The 24,338-nt window shown below is 73.3% G+C and carries 25 protein-coding genes; 5 read left to right on the top strand and 20 right to left on the bottom strand.

Annotated features, from left to right (window positions below):
• Window positions 1-43: 43 nt before the first annotated feature.
• The 5 genes from ACFQGU_RS05090 to ACFQGU_RS05070 form a co-directional block, all read right to left on the bottom strand.
• Window positions 44-1,168, bottom strand: coding sequence for a GuaB3 family IMP dehydrogenase-related protein (locus tag ACFQGU_RS05090; protein WP_386764366.1), 1,125 nt, complete (start codon window positions 1,166-1,168; stop codon window positions 44-46).
• A 72-nt stretch (window positions 1,169-1,240) separates the two neighbouring features.
• Entirely contained in the window at window positions 1,241-2,752 is a 1,512-nt protein-coding gene (gene guaB / locus ACFQGU_RS05085) for an IMP dehydrogenase (RefSeq protein ID WP_386764364.1), read from the bottom strand.
• 118 nt (window positions 2,753-2,870) lie between these two features.
• Complete coding sequence (locus ACFQGU_RS05080) at window positions 2,871-3,482, bottom strand: response regulator transcription factor (protein ID WP_386768157.1); 612 nt, start codon at window positions 3,480-3,482, stop codon at window positions 2,871-2,873.
• 207 nt (window positions 3,483-3,689) lie between these two features.
• Window positions 3,690-4,595 carry a hypothetical protein gene (locus ACFQGU_RS05075; RefSeq protein ID WP_386764362.1) on the bottom strand — a complete coding sequence of 302 codons (906 nt, stop codon included), beginning with the start codon at window positions 4,593-4,595 and terminating at the stop codon, window positions 3,690-3,692.
• A gap of 113 nt (window positions 4,596-4,708) precedes the next feature.
• The gene (locus ACFQGU_RS05070; protein WP_386764361.1) at window positions 4,709-5,719 is read right to left on the bottom strand and encodes a MerR family transcriptional regulator; all 1,011 of its coding nucleotides are present in this window, start codon (window positions 5,717-5,719) and stop codon (window positions 4,709-4,711) included.
• A 388-nt stretch (window positions 5,720-6,107) separates the two neighbouring features.
• Here ACFQGU_RS05070 and ACFQGU_RS05065 point away from each other — a divergent pair, with 388 nt between their 5' ends.
• Window positions 6,108-6,413, top strand: a complete 306-nt coding sequence (locus ACFQGU_RS05065) for a WhiB family transcriptional regulator (RefSeq protein WP_386764359.1) — start codon at window positions 6,108-6,110, stop codon at window positions 6,411-6,413.
• 172 nt (window positions 6,414-6,585) lie between these two features.
• Here the strand turns inward: ACFQGU_RS05065 and groL are convergent, their stop codons facing one another.
• Window positions 6,586-8,223, bottom strand: a complete 1,638-nt coding sequence (gene groL / locus ACFQGU_RS05060; protein ID WP_386764357.1) for a chaperonin GroEL — start codon at window positions 8,221-8,223, stop codon at window positions 6,586-6,588.
• Between the two features lie 117 nt (window positions 8,224-8,340).
• The gene (gene groES / locus ACFQGU_RS05055) at window positions 8,341-8,634 is read right to left on the bottom strand and encodes a co-chaperone GroES (RefSeq protein ID WP_386764355.1); all 294 of its coding nucleotides are present in this window, start codon (window positions 8,632-8,634) and stop codon (window positions 8,341-8,343) included.
• Window positions 8,635-8,916: 282 nt separating this feature from the next.
• On the opposite strand from groES, the gene ACFQGU_RS05050 reads away from it, so the two are divergent.
• Window positions 8,917-10,239, top strand: a complete 1,323-nt coding sequence (locus ACFQGU_RS05050) for a THUMP-like domain-containing protein (protein WP_386764354.1) — start codon at window positions 8,917-8,919, stop codon at window positions 10,237-10,239.
• A gap of 36 nt (window positions 10,240-10,275) precedes the next feature.
• Window positions 10,276-11,421 (top strand): acyl-CoA dehydrogenase family protein, encoded by a 1,146-nt coding sequence (locus ACFQGU_RS05045; RefSeq protein ID WP_386764353.1) that lies wholly within the window; start codon window positions 10,276-10,278, stop codon window positions 11,419-11,421.
• Between the two features lie 41 nt (window positions 11,422-11,462).
• Here the strand turns inward: ACFQGU_RS05045 and ACFQGU_RS05040 are convergent, their stop codons facing one another.
• Window positions 11,463-11,990 carry a DUF4396 domain-containing protein gene (locus ACFQGU_RS05040; protein ID WP_386764351.1) on the bottom strand — a complete coding sequence of 176 codons (528 nt, stop codon included), beginning with the start codon at window positions 11,988-11,990 and terminating at the stop codon, window positions 11,463-11,465.
• A gap of 168 nt (window positions 11,991-12,158) precedes the next feature.
• Between ACFQGU_RS05040 and ACFQGU_RS05035 the strand changes: the two genes are divergently transcribed.
• Window positions 12,159-13,160: an LLM class flavin-dependent oxidoreductase gene (locus ACFQGU_RS05035; RefSeq protein WP_386764349.1), complete on the top strand. Its 1,002-nt coding sequence runs from the start codon at window positions 12,159-12,161 to the stop codon at window positions 13,158-13,160.
• Window positions 13,161-13,203: 43 nt separating this feature from the next.
• On the opposite strand, the gene mmuM is transcribed toward ACFQGU_RS05035, so the two are convergent.
• The 10 genes from mmuM to ACFQGU_RS04985 form a co-directional block, all read right to left on the bottom strand.
• Window positions 13,204-14,121, bottom strand: a complete 918-nt coding sequence (gene mmuM / locus ACFQGU_RS05030; RefSeq protein ID WP_386764347.1) for a homocysteine S-methyltransferase — start codon at window positions 14,119-14,121, stop codon at window positions 13,204-13,206.
• Window positions 14,122-14,189: 68 nt separating this feature from the next.
• Window positions 14,190-14,456 (bottom strand): hypothetical protein, encoded by a 267-nt coding sequence (locus ACFQGU_RS05025; protein ID WP_386764345.1) that lies wholly within the window; start codon window positions 14,454-14,456, stop codon window positions 14,190-14,192.
• A gap of 10 nt (window positions 14,457-14,466) precedes the next feature.
• Window positions 14,467-15,519: a tRNA (adenosine(37)-N6)-threonylcarbamoyltransferase complex transferase subunit TsaD gene (gene tsaD, locus ACFQGU_RS05020; RefSeq protein WP_386768155.1), complete on the bottom strand. Its 1,053-nt coding sequence runs from the start codon at window positions 15,517-15,519 to the stop codon at window positions 14,467-14,469.
• A complete protein-coding gene (gene rimI / locus ACFQGU_RS05015; RefSeq protein ID WP_386764343.1) occupies window positions 15,519-15,980 on the bottom strand; it encodes a ribosomal protein S18-alanine N-acetyltransferase in 462 nt (153 codons plus the stop codon). The genes tsaD and rimI overlap by 1 nt, the downstream gene beginning before the upstream one ends.
• Window positions 15,977-16,645: a tRNA (adenosine(37)-N6)-threonylcarbamoyltransferase complex dimerization subunit type 1 TsaB gene (gene tsaB / locus ACFQGU_RS05010; RefSeq protein ID WP_386764341.1), complete on the bottom strand. Its 669-nt coding sequence runs from the start codon at window positions 16,643-16,645 to the stop codon at window positions 15,977-15,979. Before tsaB ends, rimI begins: the two co-directional genes overlap by 4 nt.
• Complete coding sequence (tsaE, locus tag ACFQGU_RS05005) at window positions 16,645-17,115, bottom strand: tRNA (adenosine(37)-N6)-threonylcarbamoyltransferase complex ATPase subunit type 1 TsaE (RefSeq protein WP_386768153.1); 471 nt, start codon at window positions 17,113-17,115, stop codon at window positions 16,645-16,647. The genes tsaB and tsaE overlap by 1 nt, the downstream gene beginning before the upstream one ends.
• Window positions 17,116-17,144: 29 nt before the next feature.
• On the bottom strand, window positions 17,145-18,260 hold the full coding sequence (locus ACFQGU_RS05000; protein ID WP_386764339.1) for an alpha/beta fold hydrolase: 1,116 nt from the start codon (window positions 18,258-18,260) through the stop codon (window positions 17,145-17,147).
• On the bottom strand, window positions 18,257-19,420 hold the full coding sequence (gene alr, locus ACFQGU_RS04995) for an alanine racemase (protein ID WP_386764337.1): 1,164 nt from the start codon (window positions 19,418-19,420) through the stop codon (window positions 18,257-18,259). The genes ACFQGU_RS05000 and alr overlap by 4 nt, the downstream gene beginning before the upstream one ends.
• Window positions 19,421-19,472: 52 nt before the next feature.
• On the bottom strand, window positions 19,473-21,014 hold the full coding sequence (locus tag ACFQGU_RS04990) for an NAD(P)H-hydrate epimerase (RefSeq protein WP_386764335.1): 1,542 nt from the start codon (window positions 21,012-21,014) through the stop codon (window positions 19,473-19,475).
• Complete coding sequence (locus tag ACFQGU_RS04985; RefSeq protein WP_386764333.1) at window positions 21,011-21,382, bottom strand: holo-ACP synthase; 372 nt, start codon at window positions 21,380-21,382, stop codon at window positions 21,011-21,013. Before ACFQGU_RS04985 ends, ACFQGU_RS04990 begins: the two co-directional genes overlap by 4 nt.
• Window positions 21,383-21,419: 37 nt before the next feature.
• Here ACFQGU_RS04985 and ACFQGU_RS04980 point away from each other — a divergent pair, with 37 nt between their 5' ends.
• Window positions 21,420-21,995: a GNAT family N-acetyltransferase gene (locus ACFQGU_RS04980; RefSeq protein WP_386764331.1), complete on the top strand. Its 576-nt coding sequence runs from the start codon at window positions 21,420-21,422 to the stop codon at window positions 21,993-21,995.
• A gap of 57 nt (window positions 21,996-22,052) precedes the next feature.
• On the opposite strand, the gene cspE is transcribed toward ACFQGU_RS04980, so the two are convergent.
• Both cspE and glmS read right to left on the bottom strand, forming a co-directional pair.
• Window positions 22,053-22,256, bottom strand: coding sequence for a transcription antiterminator/RNA stability regulator CspE (cspE, locus tag ACFQGU_RS04975; RefSeq protein WP_386764329.1), 204 nt, complete (start codon window positions 22,254-22,256; stop codon window positions 22,053-22,055).
• Between the two features lie 229 nt (window positions 22,257-22,485).
• Complete coding sequence (glmS, locus tag ACFQGU_RS04970; RefSeq protein WP_386764327.1) at window positions 22,486-24,336, bottom strand: glutamine--fructose-6-phosphate transaminase (isomerizing); 1,851 nt, start codon at window positions 24,334-24,336, stop codon at window positions 22,486-22,488.
• Window positions 24,337-24,338: the final 2 nt, after the last annotated feature.

Genomic DNA, 24,338 nt, shown 5'->3' with positions numbered 1-24,338 from the left:
CGATCGTGCTCCACCGCGCACCTGACGGCACCCGGCGCTGGCGTCAGCGGGCTGCGTTGACGACGACCTCGACGCGCTGGAACTCCTTGAGGTCGGAGTAGCCCGTGGTGGCCATCGCGCGGCGCAGCGCGCCGACCAGGTTCATCGTGCCGTCGGGCTGGGACGACGGCCCGTGCAGGATCTGCGCGAGCGGGCCGACCGTGCCGAGCTGCACGCGCTCACCGCGCGGGAGCTCGGCGTGGGTGGCCTCGATCCCCCAGTGCGCCCCGTGCCCGGGGGCCTCGGTGGCGCGCGCGAGAGGCGAGCCGACCATGACCGCATCCGCCCCGCAGGCGATCGCCTTGGGCAGGTCGCCCGAGCGCCCCATGCCGCCGTCGGCGATGACGTGCACGTACCGGCCGCCGGACTCGTCCATGTAGTCGCGGCGCGCAGCCGCGACGTCGGCGATCGCCGACGCCATGGGCACGCGGACCCCGAGCACGTCGCGGGTCGTGTGGGCCGCGCCGCCGCCGAAGCCGACCAGCACGCCGGCTGCGCCCGTGCGCATCAGGTGCAGCGCAGCCTGGTACGTCGAGCAGCCGCCGACGATCACGGGCACGTCGAGCTCGTAGATGAACTGCTTGAGGTTGAGCGGCTCGCGCGTCGACTCGGGCGCGGGCACGTGCTCGGCGCTCACGGTGGTGCCGCGGATGACGAAGATGTCGACGCCGGCGTCGACGACGGCCTTGGCGAACTGCGCCGTGCGCACGGGCGAGAGCGCGGCCGCGACGGTGACGCCGCCGGCGCGGATCTCGGCGATGCGCGTCGCGATCAGCTCCTCGCGGATCGGCGCGGAGTACATCTCCTGCAGGCGCTTGGTGACGCCCGCCTCGGGGAGCTCGGCGATCTCGGCCAGCAGCGGCGCGGGGTCGTCGTACCGGGTCCAGAGGCCGTCGAGGTCGAGCACGCCGAGACCGCCGAGGCGGCCGATCTCGATCGCCGTCGCGGGCGAGACGACGGAGTCCATGGGCGCGGCCAGCACCGGGGTGTCGAACGTGTACGCGTCGATGCGCCAGGCCACCGACACCGCCTCGGGGTCGCGGGTGCGCCGGCTCGGCACGATCGCGATGTCGTCGAGGTTGTACGCCGGACGCGCGCGCTTGGAGCGGCCGATCTCGATCTCGGTCACGGGTGACTTCCGTTCACTGGCAGGTGGGCGGGCGCGTCTGTACCTGGGGGGCGGGCGCGGCGGGCGCCGCGGTCAGCCGCTGTAGTTGGGGGCCTCGGCGGTCATCTGGATGTCGTGCGGGTGGCTCTCCTTGAGGCTCGCCGCGGTGATCCGGATGAACTGGCCCTTGGCCTGCAGCTCGGGCACCGTGCGCGCGCCGACGTAGAACATCGACTGGCGCAGGCCGCCCACGAGCTGGTGCGCCACGGCGGAGAGCGGGCCGCGGTAGGCCACGCGACCCTCGACGCCCTCGGGCACGATCTTGTCGTCGCTGTCGACCTCGGCCTGGAAGTAGCGGTCCTTCGAGTACGACTTCTTGCCGCGCGAGGACATCGCGCCGAGCGACCCCATGCCGCGGTAGCTCTTGTACTGCTTGCCGTTGACGAAGATGACGTCGCCGGGGCTCTCGTCGCAGCCGGCGAGCATCGAGCCGACCATGACCGACTCGGCGCCGGCCACGATCGCCTTGGCGATGTCGCCGGAGTACTGCAGGCCGCCGTCGGCGATGACGGGGACACCGGCGGGGGCGGCTGCGAGCGAGGCCTGGTAGACCGCGGTGATCTGGGGTGCGCCGACGCCGGTGACGACGCGCGTGGTGCAGATCGAGCCCGGGCCGACGCCGACCTTCACGGCGTCCGCGCCGGCGTCGACGAAGGCCTGCGCCCCGGCGCGCGTCGCGACATTGCCGCCGATGACCTGCACGTGGCGGGTGGCGGGGTCGGTCTTGAGCCGGCGGACCATGTCGAGGAGCAGCCGCACGTGGCCGTGGGCGGTGTCGGCGACCAGCACGTCGACGCCGGCCTCGACAAGCGTGGTCGCGCGCTCCCAGGCGTCGCCGAAGTAGCCGATGGCCGCGCCCACCATGAGGCGGCCGTCGCCGTCCTTGCTGGCGTTCGGGTACTGCTCGGACTTCACGAAGTCCTTCACGGTGATGAGCCCGGTGAGGCGCCCGCGGTCGTCGATGATCGGGAGCCGCTCGCGCTTGTGCTGGCGCAGGAGGAGGGTGGCCTCGTCGCGGGCGATGCCCTCGTGCCCGGTGACGAGCGGCATCGGCGTCATGACGTCGGAGACCAGCGTGTGCGACCACTCGGCGACCGGGGTGAAGCGCAGGTCTCGGTTGGTCACGATCCCGAGCAGGACGTGGTCCTCGTCGACGACCGGGAGGCCCGAGACGCGGTACTGCCCGCAGCGCTCGTCGAGCTCCTCGAGCGTCGCCTTCGGGTGGATCGTGATCGGGTTGGAGATCATCCCGGTCTGCGTCCGCTTCACGAGGTCGACCTGGTAGGCCTGGTCCTCGATCGACAGGTTGCGGTGGAGCACGCCGAGCCCGCCCTGGCGGGCCATCGCGATCGCCATCCGCGCCTCGGTGACGGTGTCCATGGCGGCGGAGACGAGCGGCACGCGCAGCGAGATCTCGCGGGTGAGCCGCGAGGTCGTGTCGACCTCGGCAGGGACGACGTCGGTCTCGCCCGGAAGCAGCAGGACGTCGTCGTACGTGAGCCCGAGCGCAGCGAACTTCTCGGGGATGCCGTAGGTGTCGGACACGTGGACCTTCCGGGTCGCAGGCGGTGACCCCCAGGGTACCCGCGCGCGTCCGGTGCCCGGAAACGCGACCGGCGCGATCCCCACGGGGATCGCGCCGCTGTCGTCGGGAGGGTGCTGGCTAGCGGAGGAAGCCCCAGCGGAAGCCGAGGGCAACGGCCTGGGCGCGGTCGGCGGCGGCGAGCTTGCGGAACAGCCGGCGGGCGTGGGTCTTCACGGTGTCCTCGGACAGGTACAGCTCGCGGCCGATCTCCGCGTTGGACTTGCCGCGGGACATGCCGTCGAGCACCTGCTGCTCGCGCTCGGTGAGCGCGGGCGGGGAGCCGGAGGGACGCACCCGCTGGGCACGGCCGTCGGCGCCGTTCTTGCTGGAGGCGAGAGCCATCGCGACGGTGGCCGCGACCTCCTCGCGGGAGGCGTCCTTGGCGACGTAGCCGCGGGCGCCCGAGGAGATGGCCCGGGCGACGCCGTCGGGGTCCTCCCCCATGGTGAGCATGACGACGGTGGCGTCGGGGTGCGCTGCGACGAGCCGGCGGGACGCCTCGACGCCGCCGATACCGGGCATCCGGACATCCATGAGCACGAGGTCGGGGCGCTCGATGGGGAAGCGGGCCAGCACTTCCTCGCCACTGCCTGCGGCAGTCACACGCTCGACACCGGGCACGGCGCCGACCGCACGCCGGATGGCCTCGCGGGCCAGCGGTGCGTCGTCGCAGACGAGAACGGTGGTCATGTTGTCGCGCACTCCCTCGTCGGGCACCCCCGTTCGGGGGCGCTTCACAGAGGTGATCGGCACACGAACGGGTGAACCTGAGCCCACGGTGTACGGCTTTCGCCGTAGTGGGGGCGCCTCCGGGGCCGGGAACGCTGACGGAGCGTGGTCACGACCTCCCCGGGACGGCGGCCCGACGCACGGCCCGAGCACGGCGCAGAGCCGCGCTCAGCCCTCGAGGAGGGCCGCGATGTCGGGCCGTACGAGCCAGTCGGTGGCCAGTGCGGGAGGCAGGTCGTCGGCGATCTGACGCACCGCGGCGCGGGCGGCGGCCAGGGACGCGGCGGCCTCGGCGGGCGCCGCCTCGGTGAGGAGCGCCCCGAGGACCGCCCGGGCGGGCCAGACGAGCGGCAGGGTGCCCAGGCTCTCGGCCAGGCCGGCCGCGCGTCGGAGCGTGCCCGCCGACAGCTCGAGATCGCCGCACTGCACCTCGGCCACACCCTGGAACAGCAGGCCCTTGGCCACGTGCCGGGGCGCCCCGGAGGCCTCGGCCAGCGTGATGGCGCTCGCGGCCGAGACGACGGCGTCGGCGGGCTCGTCGCGCAGCAGCGCCACCTCCGCAGCCACCCAGTGGACCCGGACACGCTGACGCCACCAGTCGGCCCTGCCGACGACGAGGTCGCTCGCCTCGGCGAGACGGAACGCCGCCTCGTCGTCCTCGCCCAGGCCGACGGCGTCGGCCGCGAGCCCGAGCAGCGCGTCGAAGCGGGCCTCGGGGGCGTCGCCGGCGAGGTCGAGCGCCACCTCGTCGCGCACCCGGCCCTCGGCGTGCCGGCCGAGCTGGCGGGAGATGCTGGCCATGCTCGACGCCGCGAGCGAGGAGAAGATCAGCCGCTCGGGCTCCTCGGGCAGCGAGATCGCCAGCGGCTCGAGCACCGACGAGGCGGCGCCGTACCTGCCGGCAGAGGCGAGGCACACGCCGAGCAGCCACACGGCCGCGGTGGCCTCGGCGTCGCGGCCGCCGCCGTGGGCGAGCTCGACCGCGCGCTGCAGCGGAGCGACCCCTGAGGACGGACGGCCGTGGAAGGCCGCGCGCTCACCCGTGGCGAGCAGCTCGGCGAGCTCGTCGTCCACGCGTGCACTCCCTGGGGTGACCTGGCCGGTTCCGGCCGTGGCACGGAGGTTAGCGGCCCGTCCTGCCTCGGCGTCGGTCGGCCATCCCGTACGGGGGCAGCGGGACGGCGGGGTCAGAGGCCGACGGCGTGCGCGATGCGCGCCACCGCGCCGACGAGGTCGGACACGTGCGCCACCCCGGCGGGCAGGGGCTCGGTCCAGCCCGGCCCGGCGGCGATGACCGACGGCGACGGCCGCATCGAGGGCAGCTCCTCGAGCGCCTCCCGGGCACCGGTCGCATCGGTGTAGGCCCAGACCAGCACCGCGCTCGGGCCGGTGCGGCGGACCGCCGCGACGAGCGCCTCGCGCGGAACGCGCGCACCGAGCACGCGGGCACCGATGTGGCGCTCGGACAGCGCCGCCGACACGGCGAACAGCGGCAGCGAGTGCATCTCGCTGGGCGCGCAGGCCAGCAGCACCGGGCGGGGGTTCACCGGGGCCCGAAGGCGCGAGACGACGCCGGTGAGCGCGGCCGTGACCGACTCCGACAGGAGGTGCTCGACCTCGATGCCCGTGCCCGTCGCCTCCCACCGCCGGCCGACGCCGACCAGCACCGGCACCACGAGCTGGTCCCAGGTCCAGACGACTCCGCGCCGCTCGATGGTGTCGCGCACGATCTCGACGCAGGCGATCGAGTCGAGGCTCATCGCCGCACGGGCGAGGCCGCGGACCTGCGGGGAGCCGTCGGGCAGCGGGATGACATTGCCGCCGCCGGCGGGCGCCCGCTCGTCGAAGAGCGGGTCGAGGTCGGCGAGGTCGGGGGTGAGCAGCTCGACGTGTGTCGCGGTGCCGTCGAGCGAGGCCGCACGCGCGGGCTCGACGTCCGCGACGAGCGCGGCACGGGCGGCGTCGGCCGGGGGGACGCCGGTGTTGACGAGCCGGCGCATGAGGTCGAGGCGGGCGACGTCGATGGTGGAGTACCGCCGGTGGCTGCCCGCCGTGCGCTCGGTGGGGCCGAGGCCGTAGCGGCGGTCCCAGGTGCGCAGGGTCGCCGGTGCGACACCGAGACGCCGCGCGACAGCCGCGACCGTGAGGCCGGGTGCCGAGGCGTCCGGTGCGCCGGGAGCGCGCTCGGACAGGACCATGACCTGCTGATTGTGGGGGGCAACCAGGCCAGGGGCCAGCCGAAACGCGCCAGCACCGCGCCACGGACCGGGACCGACGGTCCCGGTCCGTCGGGGCGGCCGGCCGCCCCGGCGCCTCCGACGCCCGTCCGCTGTCCGGCCGGATGCCCGCGGTGGGGAACGAACACCCCAGGTCACAGCGTTGAGCCAGCATCGGGACGGTCGTGACGCACTCCTCCGCGAGGCAGGCATCCAGGACCGCGCCCGGCGGCGAAGTACCGGTGCAGGGGTCGGCCCGCGAAACGTGGCGGAGGTCACTGCATCGCTTCGTAAGTTGTTCAACATAGAGTGTTGACCAACTTCTGAAGCGGTTGTAGGTTCTGAGCAGACGCACAGAAGGAGCATGACCATGGCGGATGTTTCCCGGCTCCCCGGCCCGAACGCGGACCTCTGGGACTGGCAGCTCGACGCCGCCTGCCGCGGCGAGGACAGCGACCTGTTCTTCCACCCCGAGGGCGAGCGCGGCCCGTCACGGCTCTCCCGCGAGCTCGCGGCCAAGAGCGTGTGCGCCCGGTGCCCTGTGGCTGCCATGTGCGCGGCGCACGCCCTCTCGGTGCGTGAGCCGTACGGCGTCTGGGGCGGCCTGTCCGAGGACGAGCGCGAGGCGATCTACCTCAAGCAGCGGCTCTCGGGCTCCTACGCCCGCCCTGCCTGACCGACCTGTCGGGCGCGGCGCCTCTGACCCCCCTCGCGGGCGCCTCACCCGACCAGGGCCGTGCGTGCGCGCACCCGGCCCGGCGGCGGACCTCCGGGTCCGCCGCAACGACGAGAAAGGCCCCGCCTCGCGGCGGGGCCTTTCTCGTGTCGTGGTGCTGGCAGCCGGACGATCAGTGGCTGTGGCCGCCGGGGCCGTGCGAGTGGCCGTGGCCGCCGTGGCCGGCGGCGTCGTCGTCGTCCTTCTTCTCCACGACGAGCACCTCGGTGGTGAGGAGCAGCGACGCGATGGACGCGGCGTTCGAGAGCGCCGAGCGCGTGACCTTGACCGGGTCGATGACGCCGGCCGCGATGAGGTCGACGTACTCGTCGGTGGCGGCGTTGTAGCCGTGGCCCACCGGGAGCTCCTTGACCTTGGTCGTGACGACGTAGCCCTGCTCGCCGGCGTTCTCGGCGATCCAGCGCAGCGGCTCGATGATCGCGCGACGCACGATCCCGACGCCGGTGCCCTCGTCGCCCTCGAGCCCGAGGTTGCCCTCGAGCACGGCGGACGCGTGGACGAGGGCCGAGCCGCCACCGGCGACGATGCCCTCCTCGATCGCGGCACGCGTCGCGGACACGGCGTCCTCGATGCGGTGCTTCTTCTCCTTGAGCTCGACCTCGGTGTGCGCCCCGACCTTGATGACGCAGACGCCGCCGGCGAGCTTGGCGAGGCGCTCGTTGAGCTTCTCGCGGTCCCAGTCGCTGTCGGTGTTCTCGATCTCCGCGCGGATCTGGTTGACGCGGTCGGTCACGACCTGGTGGTCGCCGCCGCCGTCGACGATCGTCGAGTCGTCCTTGGTGACGACGATGCGACGAGCGGTGCCGAGCACCTCGAGGCCGACCTGGTCGAGCTTCAGGCCCACCTCGGGGGAGACGACCTGGGCGCCGGTGAGGGTCGCGATGTCCTGCAGGATCGCCTTGCGGCGGTCGCCGAACGCGGGGGCCTTGACCGCCACCGACGAGAACGTGCCGCGGATGCGGTTGACGACCAGGGTCGACAGAGCCTCACCCTCGACGTCCTCGGCGATGATGAACAGCGGCTTGGCGGCCTGCACGACCTTCTCGAGCAGCGGGAGCAGCTCGGAGACGCTGGAGATCTTGCCCTGGACGAGCAGGACGTAGCCGTCCTCGACCACGGCCTCCATGCGCTCGGCGTCGGTCACGAAGTAGGGCGAGATGTAGCCCTTGTCGAACTGCATGCCCTCGGTGAAGTCGAGCTCGAGCGCGGTGCTGCTCGACTCCTCCACCGAGATGACGCCGTCCTTGCCGACCTTGTCGAACGCGTCGGCGATGAGCTCGCCGATGGCGCGGTCCTGCGAGGAGATGGTCGCGACGTCCGCGATCTCGTCCTTGCCGGCGACCGGGCGGGCGACCTCGAGCAGGCGGTCGTTGACGGCCGTCACGGCCTTGTCGATGCCGCGCTTGATGTCCATCGGCGCGCCGCCGGCGGTCACGACCTTGAGGCCCTCGCGGACCATGGCCTGCGCCAGGACGGTGGCGGTGGTGGTGCCGTCGCCCGCGACGTCGTTGGTCTTGGTGGCGACCTCCTTGGCGAGCTGGGCCCCGAGGTTCTCGTACGGGTCCTCGAGCTCCACCTCACGCGCGATGGTCACACCGTCGTTGGTGATCGTGGGGGCGCCCCACTTCTTGTCGATGACGACGTTGCGGCCCTTCGGGCCGAGCGTCACCTTGACCAGGTCGGCGAGCGCGTTGACGCCGTTCTCGAGCCCGCGGCGGGCGTTCTCGTCGAACTCCAGGGTCTTGGCCATGGGTGTGTGCCGTTCCTTCGTCTAGTCGTGCTGTGGCGTTTCGGGACGGGTCCGCCCCGGGGCCCGGAGGCCGCCGGGGCGGATCACGTCAGGTGCTGGTCGCTGTAGGAGCGACGATCACTTCTCGACGATCGCGAGCACGTCGCGAGCCGACAGCAGGAGGTACTCCTGGCCGTCGTACTTGACCTCGGTGCCGCCGTACTTCGAGTAGATGACCTTGTCGCCGACCTTCACGTCGAGGGGCAGGCGCTGCCCGTCCTCGAAGCGACCGGGGCCGACGGCCAGGACCTCGCCCTCCTGGGGCTTCTCCTTGGCGGTGTCCGGGATGACGAGGCCGGAAGCCGTCGTCTGCTCGGCTTCGATGCTCTTGACGAGGATGCGGTCCTCGAGCGGCTTGATGCTGACCGACACGGTCTGTCCTCCACGTGCAGTGAATGTGAGTCGTGGTGCGCTGTCAGTGCGATGACCGGGGTGTCCGAGGCGTCGTCGCGGGTGCCGCTCCGGTGCCGGTCGCGTGGCACTCTCGGGGGGAGAGTGCCAACGGGACCACTCTAGGAAGGTGCTGGCACTCGGTCAACCCGAGTGCCAACCCCCAGCCCCCTCCCGTTCGCGATGACGGGGCCCTTCGCGGCTCAGAACGCAACGAAGTCGGCCCTCACCGGGCACCGCGCGACACCTGAGAGGGTGTCCGGCGTGGACCTTGAGACCGTCGCCTGGCTGACGTCGGACGCCGGACGCGCCGCGCTCGCCGCGGCCACGGCGTACGACGACGACGCCCACGAGCGTGCGGCGGCCGGGGAGGCCGGCGCGGTCGACCCGCTGCGCGCCTCGGCCGCCCTGCGCCGGACGACCCCCGACGCCGGCCCCGCGCAGATCGCCGCCGTCCTCACCCAGGTGCGCCTGCGCCGCCGCGCCCGGCCGCGGCTCGGCGACGTCGTCGGGCACCTGCTCCTCACCGAGGACGGCGCCGAGCAGGCCACCCGCACCGTCGTGGCCGACCTGCGCGCGGCGTCGTTCGCCGCGGCCGGCGCCACCCACGTGGCCGACCTCGGCTGCGGGCTCGGTCTGGACTCCCTCGCCCTCGCCCGCGCGGGCCTGGCCGTCACCGCCGTCGAGCGCGACCCGGGCGTCGCCGCCCTCGCCCGCGCCAACGTCGCGGCCCTCGGCCTCGCCGCGCACATCGAGGTGCTCGACGGCGACGTCACGGACGACGTCGTCCTCACCGCAGCGCTGAGGCACGCGGACGCGGCGTACGTCGATCCCGCGCGGCGCGACACCTCCCGCAGCCGCGGCGGACGCAGCGCCCGGGTGACCGAGCCGCAGCAGTGGTCGCCGCCATGGTCGTGGGTGGAGGCCGTCGCGGCCCGCGTGCCGCGCACGGCCGCGAAGGTCGCACCCGGTGTGCCGCACGCGATGACGCCGGACGGCGGGTGCACCACCTGGACGTCGGTCGACGGCCAGCTGGTCGAGGCCGAGATCGCCTGGCCCGCACTCGCTGACGGGCGGGCTCGTCGCCGCGCCCGCGTCGTGCGCGGCGACGACGTCGTCATCCTCGAGTCGGCGCAGGACCTCGACGCCGAGACGCCGCCGCCCGTCGGCCCGGTCGGCGCGTGGCTGCACGAGCCGGACGACGCCGTCATCCGTGCCGGGCTCGTCGGGGAGGTCGTCGACCGGCTCGCCGGACGGCTGCTCGACCCGCACGTCGCCTACGTGAGCACCGACCACGACACCGACCTCGGCGCGCTGTCCGCACGCTTCGCCGTGCGCCACGCGCTCCCCTACGACCTCGACCGCCTCCGGACGCTCCTCGTCGCGGACGGCGTCGGCACGGTCGTGGTCAAGAAGCGCGCCACCTCGCTCGACGTCGACGACGTACGCCGACGGCTGCGCCTGCCGCCCGCCGACGGCACGGCCGTGGTGCTCCTCGCCCGCGTCGGCGACGACCCCTGGGCGTACGTGGCACGCACCCGAGTGCCGGCGGGCCTCGGTCGAGCGGGGGATGCTACCGGCCAGTAGCATCGGATCGACGCAGCCCACAGCCCGGAGGACGACGTGAAGCGCAGGATCTTCGACGAGGACCACGAGGCCTTCCGGGCCTCGGCTCGCGCCTTCCTCGAGCGCGAGGTGACCCCGCGCCTCGAGGAGTTCATCGAGGCCAAGGCCATCCCCCGGGACGTCTGGATCGAGGCCGGCAAGCAGGGCTTCCTCGGCCTCGAGATCCCCGAGGAGTACGGCGGCAGCGAGGCCGGCGACTACCGGTTCAACGCCGTCCTCGGCGAGGAGATGTCGCGCGTCTCGGCCGCGGTGTCGTCGTGCCTCGGCATCCACGGCGACGTGGTCGCGCCGTACCTCCGCGACCTCTGCACCGAGGAGCAGAAGCAGCGCTGGCTGCCCGGCTTCTGCACCGGCGAGATCGTGACCGCGATCGGCATGACCGAGCCGAGCGGCGGCTCCGACCTCGCGGCGCTCAAGACCACGGCGGTCCGCGACGGCGACGACTGGATCGTGAACGGCTCGAAGACCTTCATCACCAACGGATACAGCGCCGACCTCGTCGTGGTCGCCGCGCGCACGTCGCCGGGCCAGGGCGCGAAGGGCATCACCCTGTTCGGCATCGAGACCGGCATGGAGGGCTTCACCCGCGGCCGCAAGCTCGACAAGGTCGGCCAGACCGAGTCCGACACCGCCGAGCTCTTCTTCACCGACGTCCGCGTGCCCGACGCCAACCGCATCGGAGAGGTCGACCGCGGCTTCATCTCGATGATGGAGCGCCTGCCGCAGGAGCGGCTCGGCGCCGCGGTGTCGAACATCGCGCACGCCGCCGCGATCCTCGAGGAGACCCTCGAGTACGTGAAGCAGCGCAAGGCGTTCGGCCAGTCGATCGGCTCGTTCCAGCACAACAAGTTCCTGCTCGCCGAGCTGACGACGCAGATCGAGGTGTCGCAGGCGTTCGTCGACCAGTGCGTGCTCGCGTTCTGCGACGGCGAGCTCAGCGCTGTGGACGCCGCGAAGGCCAAGTGGTGGTCGGCCCAGGTGCAGAACGACGTGCTCGACGCGTGCGTGCAGCTCTACGGCGGCTACGGCTTCATGAACGAGTACCGCGTCGCCCGCGCCTGGCGCGACGCCCGCGTCACCAAGATCTGGGCCGGATCGAACGAGATCATGAAGGAGCTCATCGGCCGCGACCTGGGCCTCTAGCCGCGCGGTCCGCCGTACGCGGCGAACCCCGGTGAGACCGGTCAGACGTGCGCGGAGTGGTCGTCGTGCGCGGAGTGGTCGTCGTGCGCGGAGTGGTCGTCGTGCGCGGAGTTCTCCCGGTGCCCCTGGTGCATGCCGTGGACGACGGCGTGGCCCTTGCCCCGCGCGATGAGCCACCGGTTCACCGGCACGGTGAGGACGAAGGCGACCACCAGCGCGAAGACGAGGGCGCCCCAGAAGAGTGGGTCACCCAGACCGGAGTCCATCGCCCCCGGCACCGCGAGCATCACGCCGTTGTCGATGACCTCCATCGTGACGATGGAGACCGTGTCCGCGGCGAGCGCGACACCGACCGCGCGCCGCACCGACATCCCCGAGCGGAGCACGGGGACAAGGGTGAAGGCGTAGCCGAACACGAACGCGAGGCCCACGGCCAGGGCGATGCTCGGCGCCGTCGCCCAGCCCCACCAGGTGGCGAGGACCAGACCGAGCACCTCGCCGATCGCGCAGCCGGTGAGGCAGTGCAGGGTCGCCGTGACGGCCGTGCGGGTCAGTGCGTCGAGTGCCATGAGGACCTCCGGTACGTTGCAGCGAATATACCCCCATGGGGTATATTCGCTGCAACGACGCCTCCCCACCATCCATTCCCGCGGCTGCGAGGCGCGCCGGCCCGGCCGCCACGACAGCGGCATGAAGTGCGATGCTCGTGAGGCACCCGCCCCGACGAGAGGCCGCCGTTGTCCGCCGTACCGCTCTCCGTGCTCGACCTCGCGGTGGTCGCACCGGGCGAGTCCGTCCGTGACGGCCTCGACGGCTGCGTCGCCCTCGCGCGCCGTGCGGAGCGGCTCGGCTACCACCGGATCTGGTACGCCGAGCACCACAACATGGCGTCGATCGCGTCCTCGGCCACGAGCGTGCTCATCGCGCATGTCGCCGCGCACACCGACTCGATCCGGCTCGGCGCGGGCGGCGTCATGCTGCCCAACCACTCGCCGCTCGTGATCGCCGAGCAGTTCGGCACCCTCGCCACGCTGCACCCCGGCCGCATCGACCTCGGCCTCGGCCGCGCGCCCGGCACCGACCAGGAGACCCTGCGTGCGCTGCGCCGCTCCCCCGCCGCGGCCGAGACGTTCCCGCAGGACGTCGTCGAGCTGCAGGGCTATCTCACCGACCGCACCCGCATCCCCGGTGTCAACGCCACCCCCGGCCGCGGCACCGACGTGCCGCTCTACATCCTCGGCTCGTCGCTGTTCGGCGCCCAGCTCGCGGCGCACCTCGGGCTTCCCTTCGGCTTCGCGTCGCACTTCGCGCCGCACTCGCTGCAGCAGGCGGTCGCGATCTACCGATCGACGTTCCAGCCGTCGGAGCAGCTCGACTCGCCGTACGTCGTCGCCGGCGTCACCGTGATCGCGGCCGACACCCAGGCGCAGGCCGACGCCGAGCTGCAGGCGGTACGCCGGATGCGCGTGCAGACGTTCTTCGGGCGCGGGCGCGCGCCGCTCACCGAGGACGAGATCGACCTGGTCCTCGCGTCGCCGCAGATGGCGCACATCGACGAGATGCTCACCTACGCCGCGATCGGCACGCGCGAGGTCGTGCGCGACTACCTCGAGCAGTTCCGCGAGCACGCCGACGCCGACGAGCTCATGGTGGTGCACCAGGCGAGCAGCGTGGCCTCGCGCCTGCGCTCGCTCGACATCCTCGCCGACGCGATGAGCCTGACGGCCGCGAGCGCCTGACGCGATCGGCGGGGCACGACGCGTGCCGGCCGCCCGGGGTCGGTCAGCTCGCCGCGACCGCCGCGACGCGCTCGATGGCGGCCGGGCCGAGGCCGCAGCACCCGCCGACGAGGCCGACGCCGGCGTCGAACCACGAGCGCACCGCAGGGTCCGGCAGAACGTCGGTGCCGTCGCCGAGCCAGATCGAGGCCTCGCCGTCCCACACGCGGCCGGCGTTCGGGTAGACGACGAGCGGCAGCTGCGGAGCGGATGCGCGGATGCGCGCCACGAGGCCGCCGACGTGCTCGGGCTTGGTGCAGTTGACGCCGATCGCCGACAGGCGCGACGACGACGCCACGACCGCCACGGCGTCCTCGATCGGCTGCCCGGCGCACGTGGTGGAGTCGTCGGCGCACGAGAACGACAGCCAGGCGGGGACGTCGCTGCCCACCTCGTCGAGCGCGGCGATCAACGCCCAGGCCTCGGCGACGTCGGGCACCGTCTCGATCGCGAGCAGGTCGGGCTCGGCGTCGAGCAGCACGCGCAGGCGCTCGACGTGGAAGTCCACGAGCCGGGCGTGCGGGACGCCGTAATGGCCGCGGTACTCGCTGCCGTCGTGCAGGGTCGCGCCGTACGGGCCGACGGATGCGGCGACCAGCATCGGGTGGTCGCCGATCGAGGCGTCGCGCGCCTCGCGCAGCAGCTTCACCGACAGCGCGAGCAGCCTGTCGGCGTCGGTGGCGTCGAGACCCTGACGGGCGAAACCCGAGCGGGAGGCCTGGTACGACGCCGAGATCCCGACGGTCGCGCCGGCCTCGTAGTACGACCGGTGCACGTCGCGGATGGCGTCGGGGTCGTCGCGCAGCAGCCGCGCGGACCACAGGATCCCCGTGAGGTCGTGGCCGCGCGCCTCGAGCTCGGAGGCGAGCCCGCCGTCGATGGCGGCGGGCCCGGCAGCGAGCAGGTCGTCGAACGCGGTCATGCGAGCACGCTATCCCGAGGCCCGCATGCGGAGGCGCGCCGATCCCAGGCAGCGTCCGGGCCTCAGGGTCAGGTGATCTCGGGGCGCAGGGTCTGGAAGTGCTGGGCGCGGGCGCGGACGAAGAGGTCGTCGGGCGGGCCCTCCTCGAACACCGGCGCGACGTCCCAGCGGGTCAGCAGGACGACGGACTCCGGGGTGCCCTCGTGCACGAGGATCTCGGCCGCCATGCAGCCGGCGGTGAACAGCGCGCGCTTCACGAGGTCGTGACGCACCCACTCGACCGCGGCGTCGTACTGGCCGGGGACGACCGTGGCCTCCCACATGCGGACGATCATCGAGCCCTCCCTACGCCGGTGCCGTGCTCACCTGCGTGACCGGCATCGACGAGTCTGCCGGGAGGTCGAACCGGCCCGGCGACCGCCCCCTCCGCACCATCTCCGAGCCCAGCGCGGCGACCATGGCGCCGTTGTCGGTGCACAGCGCCGGACGGGGGACGCGCAGCGTCACACCGGCTGCGTCGCAGCGCTCCTGCGCCAGCACCCGCAGCCGTGAGTTCGCCGCGACGCCCCCGCCGAGCACGAGGTGCTCGACGCCGTTCTCCGCGCACGCCAGCAGCGCCTTGCGCGTCAGGACGTCGACGACAGCCTCCTGGAACGACGCCGCGACGTCGGCGACGGGCACGGGCTCGCCGCTCGCCTCGCGGGCCTCGACCCATCGGGCGACCGCGGTCTTGAGCCCGCTGAAGGAGAAGTCGAAGCGGTGCCGCTGCATGTCGCGCCCGGAGGTGAGGCCGCGCGGGAAGTCGATGACGACCGAGCCGTCGGCCGCCGCTCGGTCGATGTGCGGGCCGCCGGGGAACGGCAGCCCGAGCACACGCGCCACCTTGTCGAACGCCTCGCCCGCAGCGTCGTCGATCGTCGCGCCGAGCGGCTGTACGTCGCTGGTCACGTCCGGCACGAGAAGCAGAGACGAGTGGCCGCCTGACACCAGCAGCGCCATCGTCGGCTCGGGCAGCAGACCGTGCTGCAGCTGGTCGACGCACACGTGCGCCGCAAGATGGTTGATCCCGTAGATGGGCTTGTCCAACGACAGCGCGAGCGCCTTCGCCGCCGCGACGCCGACGAGCAGCGCACCCGCGAGACCGGGGCCGGCGGTGACGGCGAACGCGTCGACGTCCGACAGCGCGATGCCGGCATCGGCGCACGCCCGACGGATCGTCGGCACCATCGCCTCGAGGTGCGCACGGCTCGCCACCTCGGGCACCACGCCGCCGAACCGCACGTGCTCCTCCACGCTGCTGGCGACCGCGTCGGCCAGCAGGGTCGTGCCGCGTACGACGCCGATGCCCGTCTCGTCGCACGAGGTCTCGATGCCGAGCACCAGCGGCTCGTCGCGCATCACGCCGGCACCTCCGCGTCGCGGAACCGCCGGCGCATCACGAGCGCGTCGACGCCGGGGCCGTAGTAGTCGCGTCGCCGGCCCTGGCGCTCGAAGCCGTGCTTCTCGTACAGCGCGATCGCGGGCTCGTTCGTGTCGAGCACCTCGAGGAACACCTGCGTGCAGCCGCGACGCTCGGCCTCGCCGAGCAGCGCCTCGAGCAGCGAGCGTCCGAGCCCCCGGCCCTGCGAGCGCGGCGCGACCGCGATCGTCTGCACGTCGCCCTCGGGCGGCACGGCTGCGAGGCAGACGTAGCCGTCGATCCCGGCGTCGTCCTCGTGCACGGCGAACCAGCGGGTCTCGGGCACGTGCGCCAGCTCGCCCCAGAACTGCTCCTCGCTCCAGGGCGCGTGCTCGAACAGCTCGCGCTCGAGCGCGGCGCAGGCGGCGACGTCCCACCACCGCATCGGTCGCAGGCTCACGGCTGCGTCACCCGCTTGCGGCCGGTGTTCGCGACGGCGTCAGGGCGCCGGAGGTAGAGCGGCTCGGGGTCGAGAAGCGGGGAGCCGAGCTCGATGCGGGCCGCGACGAGCTCGGCCATCGCGGCGCCGTCGAGCTCGCGCGGCTCGCGCGCGTCGGCGAAGACCTCGGGGTACAGCCAGGCGCCAGGGCCTGCGACAGGTCCCTCCGCCAGCGCGGTGTCGACATCGCCCGGCTTCACGACCAGGGGGTCGGACGCCGGACGTCCGCCGCGGTCGTACGTGCGGAGGTAGACCTCCTTGCGGCGCGCGTCGGTCGCGACGGCGAACCCGCCGAGCGTGAAGCCCGACTCGGCCGCGGCCTGGAACGCGAGCACGTCGAGCGAGCAGATGCCGTGAACCGGGATCGAGAGCGCCTCGGCCATGACCCGCGCGGTCACGATCCCCACGCGCAGACCGGTGAACGGTCCCGGACCGACGCCGGTGCAGACGCGCGTGAGGTCGGACGGGCGCGCCCCCGCCTCGGCCAGCGCGCGGGCGATCACCGGTGCGAGCAGCTCACCGTGCGACTGGGCGCCGTGCTCGACCGCGGCCCCGACCACGCTGTCGCCGTCGTGCACCGCCGCGGTGATCACGGCGGACGACGTGTCCATCACGAGCAGCAGCATCAGGCCACCGCCGTCGCGAGCACGTCGAGGTCGACGCCGTCCCAGCGGGCACCGGTCGTCGTCACGGTCACCGTGCGGGGCTCGTCGACGTCCGACCCGCTCGGAACGTCGCCCCCGACGGGCCGCGCGATGTGCACGAGCAGCCGGTCCTCGGCGAGGCCCTCGACCTTGCCCTCGCCCCACTCGACCACGGTGACGGAGTCCTCGAGCGACGCGTCGAGGTCGAGGTCGTCCACCTCGTCGAGCGACGAGAGGCGGTAGGCGTCGACATGCACCAGCGCGGGCCCGCCGACGGTGGACGGGTGCACGCGCGCGATCACGAACGTGGGCGACGTGACGTCGCCGCGTACGCCGAGGCCGCGGCCGACGCCCTGCGCGAGCGTCGTCTTGCCTGCGCCGAGACCGCCCGAGAGGACGACGAGGTCGCCCGCCCGCAGCAGGGACGCGAGGAGCGCACCCAACCGGTGCATGGCATCGCGGTCGGGCACGGCGACCGAGGTCACGCCGTCTCCTCCGTGTGCGCGAGGCCCGCGCGGACGCGGCCGACGAGCTCACGGATGTGCTGGTTGACCTCGGGGTACTTCTCGAGCATCACCATGTGGCCGCTGTCGGGGATCAGCACGAGCTCGGCGCCGGGCACGTGCCGCACGATCTCGTCGCTGTGCGCGCTCGGCGTCAGCAGGTCGGACGCGCCCACGAGCACGAGGGTGTCGACACGGCCGATGGCGTCGAGCGCGGTCTTCTTGTCGTGCGCCTCGAGCGTGGGCAGGAACTCCGCCACCACGTCGATCGGTGTCGCCGACAGCATGCGGTGCACGAACTGCGTGAGCGACGGCGGCACGTTCGACCCGAACGAGTAGACCTTGGTGAGCAGGTAGGCGACGTCGCTGCCGGCGCGGCGACCGCGCTCGACGAGGTCCTTGCGGCGCGCGAGCACGCCGGCCACCTGCGGTGCGACGTTGTGGAACGCCTTGGCGAGGGGCGCGGGCAGCCCGAGCGGCACCTCGGCCAGACCGCCGCTGCTCGTGGCGATGAGGCCGACCCCGCGCACGCGGTCGCCGAACATCTCGGGGTGGTGCGCGGCGTACGACATCACGGTCATGCCGCCCATCGAGTGCCCGATGAGCACGAGCGGTCCGGTGGGCGCCGCGGCGGCGATCACCGACTCGAGGTCGCGCCCGAGCTGGTCGATCGTGGCGTTCTCGGCCGAGCCGCGGCCGCTGCGGCCGTGGCTGCGCTGGTCCCAGAGCACGAGGCGCCCGAGCGCGCGCAGGTCGCGGCGCTGGTAGTGCCAGGAGTCCTCCTCGAGCGCATAGCCGTGCGAGAACACGATGGTGAGACCGTCGCCCAGCCGATCGGCCAGCGAGCCCTCCGGGGGCTCCTCGACCTCGACGTGCAGCGGTGTGCCGTCGGTGGCGATCACCGGCACGACGCGGCCACGCAGCCCGCCGAACGGCTCGTCGCGCTCCGGGTCGGGCCGCAGGGCCCGGCGTACGAGCATGCGCTCGGCCGCGACGCCGACGGCGGCACCCACGGCAGCGGCGGCGCCCAGCGCGCCGACCACCCCGGCCACACGCCCCGGGCTCAGGTCTCGCAGCGGATCGGTCCCGCTCACTGCTCGCTCACCCCCAGGTGCTCCCGCGGCACACGCGGTCCGATCCGCGTGACGATCTCGTACCCGATGGTGCCGCAGACCGAGGCCCAGACGTCGGCTGAGGGGCCCTCCGAGCCGAAGATCACCACCTCGTCACCGACGACGGCGTCGTCGTCGCCGAGGTCGACCACCACCTGGTCCATGCACACGCGCCCGGCCACCGTGCGCTCGGTGCCTGCGGCGAGGAGCGGCCCGAGGTTCGACGCGTTGCGCGGGATGCCGTCGGCGTAGCCCACGGGCACCACGCCGAGCGTGGTCTCGTGCGCCGTCGAGTACAGGTGCCCGTATGAGACGCCGGACCCGCTCGGCACCCGCTTCACCGACGCCAGGCGGGCGCGCAGCGACATCACGGGGCGGAGGCCGAGCTCTGTGCCGGTGCCGACCTCGGGCCCCGGCGAGAGGCCGTACATCGCGATGCCGATGCGCACGAGGTCGTAGCGCGCGGCGGGGATCGCCAGAGCCGCGGCGGAGTTGGCCGCGTGCCTCACCTCGGGGCGCAGGCCGGCGACGTCGGCGAGGCCCAGCGCCTCGTCGAACTGGTCCAGCTGGCGGCGGACGCTCGGGTGGTCCGGCTCGTCGGCGCAGGCGAAGTGGGTCCAGATGCCGGTCACGGCGAGCGCGCCGTCGACCTCGGCCGCCCGCGCCGCTGCGACGAGCGCAGGCCAGTCGGCCATGGTCGAGCCGTTGCGCGACAGGCCGCTGTCGAGCTTGAGCTGCACGCGCGCGGTCACGCCGAGGCGCCTGGCCGCTGCGAGCACGGAGTCGAGCGCCCACGGTGCGGAGACGGTGACGTCGATGTCGCGCGCGACGCAGTCGTCGAACGGGGAGCCCGGCACCTCGAGCCACGTGAGCACGCGGCCGGTGACGCCGGCCTCGCGCAGGCGGACCGCCTCGGTCGGGAGCGCCACGCCGAGCCAGGTGGCCCCGGCCTCCTGCGCGGCGCGAGCGCACTCGACCAGGCCGTGGCCGTACGCGTCGGCCTTCACCACGGCCATGACGTCGGTGCCCACTCGTTCGCCCACGACCCGCAGGTTGTGACGCAGCGCGTCGAGGTCGACGGTGGCCACCGCACCGCGCGCGAGGGCGCGCGGAGTCCATCCGGCCTGCTGGTCGACGCTCACTCCCACAGTCTCCCCCACCGCCCGCCGAGGCCGCTCATCCGGCTGCCGGCCGTCACTCCGGTGAGGAACGCCGCACGCGCGCGACCGCCGCTGGCAGTGCGGCGGCCACGTCCAGCGCGGTCACCGTGCGGCCGTCGTCCGCCGCGACCGCTCCTGCTGCTCCGTGCACGTGCGCGGCGACGGCAGCCAGCAGAGCGGCCCGCGCGGGGTCGAGCGGCGCATGGGCCTCGTGGTGGGCGAGCAGCGAGCCGAGCAGCCCGGCGAGCACGTCGCCCGATCCGGCCGTCGCGAGCTCGGGGGGCGCCGATGCCGCGACGTACGCGTGCCCGTCAGGCGCGGCGACGACCGTCGCCGAGCCCTTGAGCAGCACGACGGCGCCGAGGTCTGCGGCGAGCGACCGCACGGCGGCGACACGATCCTCGCCGACCGGCACGCCCGCGAGCCGCGCGAACTCCCCCGCGTGCGGCGTCAGCACGGTGACGCCGCTGCGGGCGACGACAGCGGCGCGCACGTCGGCGTCGTCCGCCATGAGCGTGAGGGCGTCGGCGTCGAGCAGGAGCGGCACGTCGAGCGCCGCGGCGTCGAGGACGGCGCCGCGCGCGTCCTCGTCGAGGCCACGTCCGGAGCCGACCACCCAGCACTGCGTCCGCCCCGCGTCGGCCACCCTGCCCGGCCGGGCGACGACGTCGGGCCAGTGCGCCACGACCTGCTCGTGCGCGTGGCCGGCGTACCGCACGTATCCGGCGAGGCCGTGCCGCGCACCGGCCGTCGCGAGCACCGCGGCACCGGGGTACGCCTCCGAGCCCGCGCTCACTCCCACGACGCCGCGCGTGTACTTGTCGTCGCGCGCACCAGGGCCGGCCAGCAGAGGGGCGGCCGAGTCGTCGTCGATCCGGACGACGAGCTCGCTCGTGGCGACGTCGTCGAAGGACAGACCGATGTCGACCACCGCGAGCTCGCCCGTGCGCAGCGCGCCGTCGCCGAGAAGCAGCCCGGCCTTGAGGCACCCGAAGGCCACCGTGCGGTCGGCGTGCACCACGGCATCGGCATCGGCCACGGCCCCCGTGTCGGCGTCGACGCCGCTCGGCAGGTCGACCGCGAGGACGGCGACGTCGGTCTCGCGCGCCACGGCCGCGAGCCACGCGGCCGGCTCCCGCAGCGCACCGCGTCCGCCGATGCCGAGGATGCCGTCGACGACGAGGTCGGCACGAGCGACGAGCTCTGCTGCCACGAGGTCTCCGAGCGCCACCACCTGCACGCGACCACCGTTGCGTCGCAGGGCGTCCGCGCCCCCGACGTGATGACGGTCGGCGACGAGAAGCGCGTCGACGCGGGCACCGCGCGCGGCGAGGCGCGCGCCTGCGTACAGCGCGTCGCCGCCGTTGTCGCCGGCGCCGACGAGGAGCACGACCCGCGATCCCGTGACGCGGCCGCAGATCTCCCGCAGCATCGAGCCGGCAACGACCGCCAGCGCCGTCGCGGCGCGCTGCATGAGCGCGCCCTCGGGCAGCTCCGCCATCGCCGCCGCCTCGGCACGGCGTACCGCCGCGACCGTCAGCACCGCGGTCGCGGGACGCAGCCCGTGCCCGGTCATCCCGCCTCCGCGATCACGTACGCGACGGCGACGTCGCCGTCGTGCGAGAGCGACAGGTGCCAGCGCTCGATGCCCTGCGCCTCGGCGGCGGCCTGCACCGTGCCGCTGATGGCCAGCCACGGCCGGCCGTCGGAGTCGCCGATCACCTGGCAGTCGTGCCACAGCATCCCGGTGGGTGCGCCGAGCGCCTTGGCCACGGCCTCCTTGGCCGCGAACCGCGCGGCGAGCGAGGTGGGCGTGCGCGGGTGCCCGAGGTCGGTCGTGCGCTCCTCGGGCGTGAAGAGCCGGTCGACCATCCCGGGCGTGCGCGCGAGCGTCGCCTCGAACCGCGGCACGTCGACGACGTCGATCCCGATCCCGATGATCACCCCGCCAGCCTGCCACCCCTCGGGTGAGGATGTGGCCATGGCCGACACCCACGCCGCGTCCGCGGTGCCGACGCTCGTCACGTCCCTGGTCAGGCTGCGGCCGATCGGGGCGGACGACGAGGCCACGCTGCGCGCGATCCTCGCGACTCCGGCAGTGTCGCAGTGGTGGCACCCGCCGGAGGACGGCTTCCCGTTCGACCACGAGGCAGGCACCGTGCGCTGGGCGGTGGAGCTGCTGGGCCCGCCCGGGCCCGGGCCCGCCGGCGCCGTGGTGGGCATGGTGCAGGCGTACGAGGGAGACGACCCCGACTACGACGAGAGCGGCATCGACATCTTCCTGACGCCGAGCATGCACCGCCGCGGCCTCGGCCGGGACGTCGTCACGACCGTGCGCGACTGGCTCGTCGACATCCGCGGCCACCACCTCGTGACGATCGACCCCGCGGCGTCCAACACCGCGGCGATCGCCTGCTACACCGCGTGCGGCTTCCAGCCGGTCGGCATCCTGCACGGCCGGGAGCGCAGCACCGACCGCCGCGGCTGGCACGACACGTTGCTCATGCAGTACTGCGCCTGGTGGTTCGACGCCGGGTCGGCGTCGCACCGGCCGTAGACGCAGACGTGGACCGCCCCCCGAAGGGGACGGTCCACGTCGAAGGCCTGGTGAGACCTAGAGAGGCGTGACGTTCTCCGCCTGCGGGCCCTTCTGGCCCTGCGTGACGTCGAACGTGACCTTCTGGTTCTCCTCGAGCGAGCGGTAGCCCGACGACGCGATGGCCGAGAAGTGCACGAACACGTCGGCACTCCCGTCCTCGGGGGCGATGAAGCCGAAGCCCTTCTCGCCGTTGAACCACTTGACGGTGCCGTTGACCATGATTGTTCCTGTTCTGGGAAGCACGGCGCGGGAGCGAAGTCGCTGCCCACGAGTTAGCCGAGGTGTCCTCAACCCCTGAGATCCAGGGGGAGGCGAGGACGCCGGGCGAAGTAGATCCGCGAGCGTCCGAAGAACGTACGTGGAACCGCTGTAGTAACCGTGACCAGGCTACCACCCCCGACGCGGTGCGACTCCCGGACCCCCGGCGACCCCGCGCAGGGTCACCCGACTACTCGACCGTGACGCTCTTGGCGAGGTTGCGCGGCTGGTCGACATCGAGCCCCTTGGCGGTCGCCATCGCGGCCGCGAACACCTGCAGCGGCACGGTCGCGACGAGGGGCTGCAGGAGGGTGGGGCACGCGGGGATACGGACGATGGTGTCGGCGTACGGGACGACGGCCTCGTCGCCCTCCTCGGCGATCACGATCGTGCGGGCGCCGCGGGCGCGGACCTCCTGGATGTTGCTGATGATCTTCTCGTGCAGCACGCTGCGCCCGGCCGGCGACGGCACGACCACGATCACGGGGACGCCGTCCTCGAGCAGCGCGATCGGGCCGTGCTTCAGCTCGCCGGCGGCGAAGCCCTCGGCGTGCATGTAGGCGAGCTCCTTGAGCTTCAGCGCACCCTCGAGCGCGACCGGGAAGCCCACGTGGCGACCGATGAACAGCACCGACGGTGCGTCCTTCAGCTCGTCGGCGATGCGCTTCATCTCCTCGGTCGTGTCGAGGACGAGGTCGACCTTGCGCGGCATGTCCTGCAGCTCGCGCACCACAGCCGCGATCTCGTCGCCGTACTTGTTGCCGCGAACCTGCGCGACGTACAGCGCGACGAGGTAGCACGCCACGATCTGCGTGAGGAAGGCCTTGGTGGAGGCGACCGCCACCTCGGGGCCGGCGTACGTGTAGACCACGGCGTCGCTCTCGCGCGGGATCGTCGAGCCCTGGGTGTTGCAGATGGCGAGCACCTTCGCGCCCTGCTCGCGCGCGAACCGCAGCGCCATGATCGTGTCCATCGTCTCGCCCGACTGCGAGATCGCGATGACGAGCGTACGCGGCCCGACGACCGGGTCGCGGTAGCGGAACTCGCTGGCGAGCTCGACCTCGGTGGGGATGCGCGTCCAGTGCTCGATGGCGTACTTCGCGACCATGCCCGAGTGGTACGCCGTGCCGCACGCGATCACGACGACCTTGTCGACCTCGCGCAGCTCGGCGTCGGTGAGGCGCATCTCGTCGAGCTTGAGCCGGCCGTCGGTGCCGATGCGGCCGAGGAGCGTGTCGCTCACGGCCTTCGGCTGCTCGGCGATCTCCTTGGCCATGAACGTGTCGTAGCCGCCCTTCTCGGCCGCCGACGCGTCCCACGTCACCTCGTACTCGGTCACGTCCGCGGGGTCGCCGTCGAAGGTCGTCACGACGACGGTGTCGCGACGCAGCTCGACCACCTGGTCCTGGCCGAGCTCGGTCGCGAAGCGCGTGTGCGCGATGAACGCGGCGACGTCGGAGGCGAGGAAGTTCTCGCCCTGGCCCCGGCCGACGACCAGCGGGCTGTTGCGGCGCGCGCCGACGACGACGTCCGGGATGTCGGAGTGGACGGCGACGAGCGTGAAGGCGCCGGACAGGCGGCGGCACACGCGGCGCATGGCCTCGGCGAGGTCGTGGTCGGTCTCGGGCAGCACGGCGGCGAGCAGGTGCGCCACGACCTCGGTGTCGGTCTCGGACGACAGCGTGACGCCGGCGGCGGTGAGCTCGGCGCGCAGCTCGGCGAAGTTCTCGATGATGCCGTTGTGGATCACGGCGACCTTGCCGTCCTCGCTCACGTGCGGGTGCGCGTTGGCGTCGGTCGGTCCGCCGTGCGTGGCCCAGCGGGTGTGGCCGATGCCGATGGTCGACTGCGGCAGCGGGTCGGTGCCGAGCAGGCTCTCGAGGTTGGCGAGCTTGCCCGCCTTCTTGCGCGTGTCGAGCCGCCCGTCGGCGACGACGGCGACGCCGGCGGAGTCGTAGCCGCGGTACTCCAGCCTGCGCAGGCCCTCGACCACGACCGACAGCGCCTGCTTCTCACCGACGTACCCGACGATTCCGCACATGA

The organism is Longivirga aurantiaca (assembly GCF_042660085.1).
Taxonomy (GTDB): Bacteria; Actinomycetota; Actinomycetes; order S36-B12; family CAIYMF01; genus Longivirga; species Longivirga aurantiaca.
The sequence above is the reverse complement of the archived record's forward strand: the minus strand, read 5'-3'. Positions and strand labels throughout refer to the sequence as shown.

What these genes read in the sequence shown, in the direction of transcription:
- ACFQGU_RS05080 (WP_386768157.1), bottom strand. Translation starts at nt 3,482, where the DNA reads ATGACCACCGTTCTCGTCTGCGACGACGCACCGCTGGCCCGCGAGGCC.
- ACFQGU_RS05070 (WP_386764361.1), bottom strand. Translation starts at nt 5,719, where the DNA reads ATGGTCCTGTCCGAGCGCGCTCCCGGCGCACCGGACGCCTCGGCACCC.
- ACFQGU_RS05065 (WP_386764359.1), top strand. Translation starts at nt 6,108, where the DNA reads ATGGCGGATGTTTCCCGGCTCCCCGGCCCGAACGCGGACCTCTGGGAC.
- groL (WP_386764357.1), bottom strand. Translation starts at nt 8,223, where the DNA reads ATGGCCAAGACCCTGGAGTTCGACGAGAACGCCCGCCGCGGGCTCGAG.
- ACFQGU_RS05040 (WP_386764351.1), bottom strand. Translation starts at nt 11,990, where the DNA reads ATGGCACTCGACGCACTGACCCGCACGGCCGTCACGGCGACCCTGCAC.
- mmuM (WP_386764347.1), bottom strand. Translation starts at nt 14,121, where the DNA reads ATGACCGCGTTCGACGACCTGCTCGCTGCCGGGCCCGCCGCCATCGAC.
- ACFQGU_RS05025 (WP_386764345.1), bottom strand. Translation starts at nt 14,456, where the DNA reads ATGATCGTCCGCATGTGGGAGGCCACGGTCGTCCCCGGCCAGTACGAC.
- tsaD (WP_386768155.1), bottom strand. Translation starts at nt 15,519, where the DNA reads ATGCGCGACGAGCCGCTGGTGCTCGGCATCGAGACCTCGTGCGACGAG.
- tsaB (WP_386764341.1), bottom strand. Translation starts at nt 16,645, where the DNA reads ATGCTGCTGCTCGTGATGGACACGTCGTCCGCCGTGATCACCGCGGCG.
- tsaE (WP_386768153.1), bottom strand. Translation starts at nt 17,115, where the DNA reads ATGCACCGGTTGGGTGCGCTCCTCGCGTCCCTGCTGCGGGCGGGCGAC.
- ACFQGU_RS04990 (WP_386764335.1), bottom strand. Translation starts at nt 21,014, where the DNA reads ATGACCGGGCACGGGCTGCGTCCCGCGACCGCGGTGCTGACGGTCGCG.
- ACFQGU_RS04980 (WP_386764331.1), top strand. Translation starts at nt 21,420, where the DNA reads ATGGCCGACACCCACGCCGCGTCCGCGGTGCCGACGCTCGTCACGTCC.
- cspE (WP_386764329.1), bottom strand. Translation starts at nt 22,256, where the DNA reads ATGGTCAACGGCACCGTCAAGTGGTTCAACGGCGAGAAGGGCTTCGGC.
- glmS (WP_386764327.1), bottom strand. Translation starts at nt 24,336, where the DNA reads ATGTGCGGAATCGTCGGGTACGTCGGTGAGAAGCAGGCGCTGTCGGTC.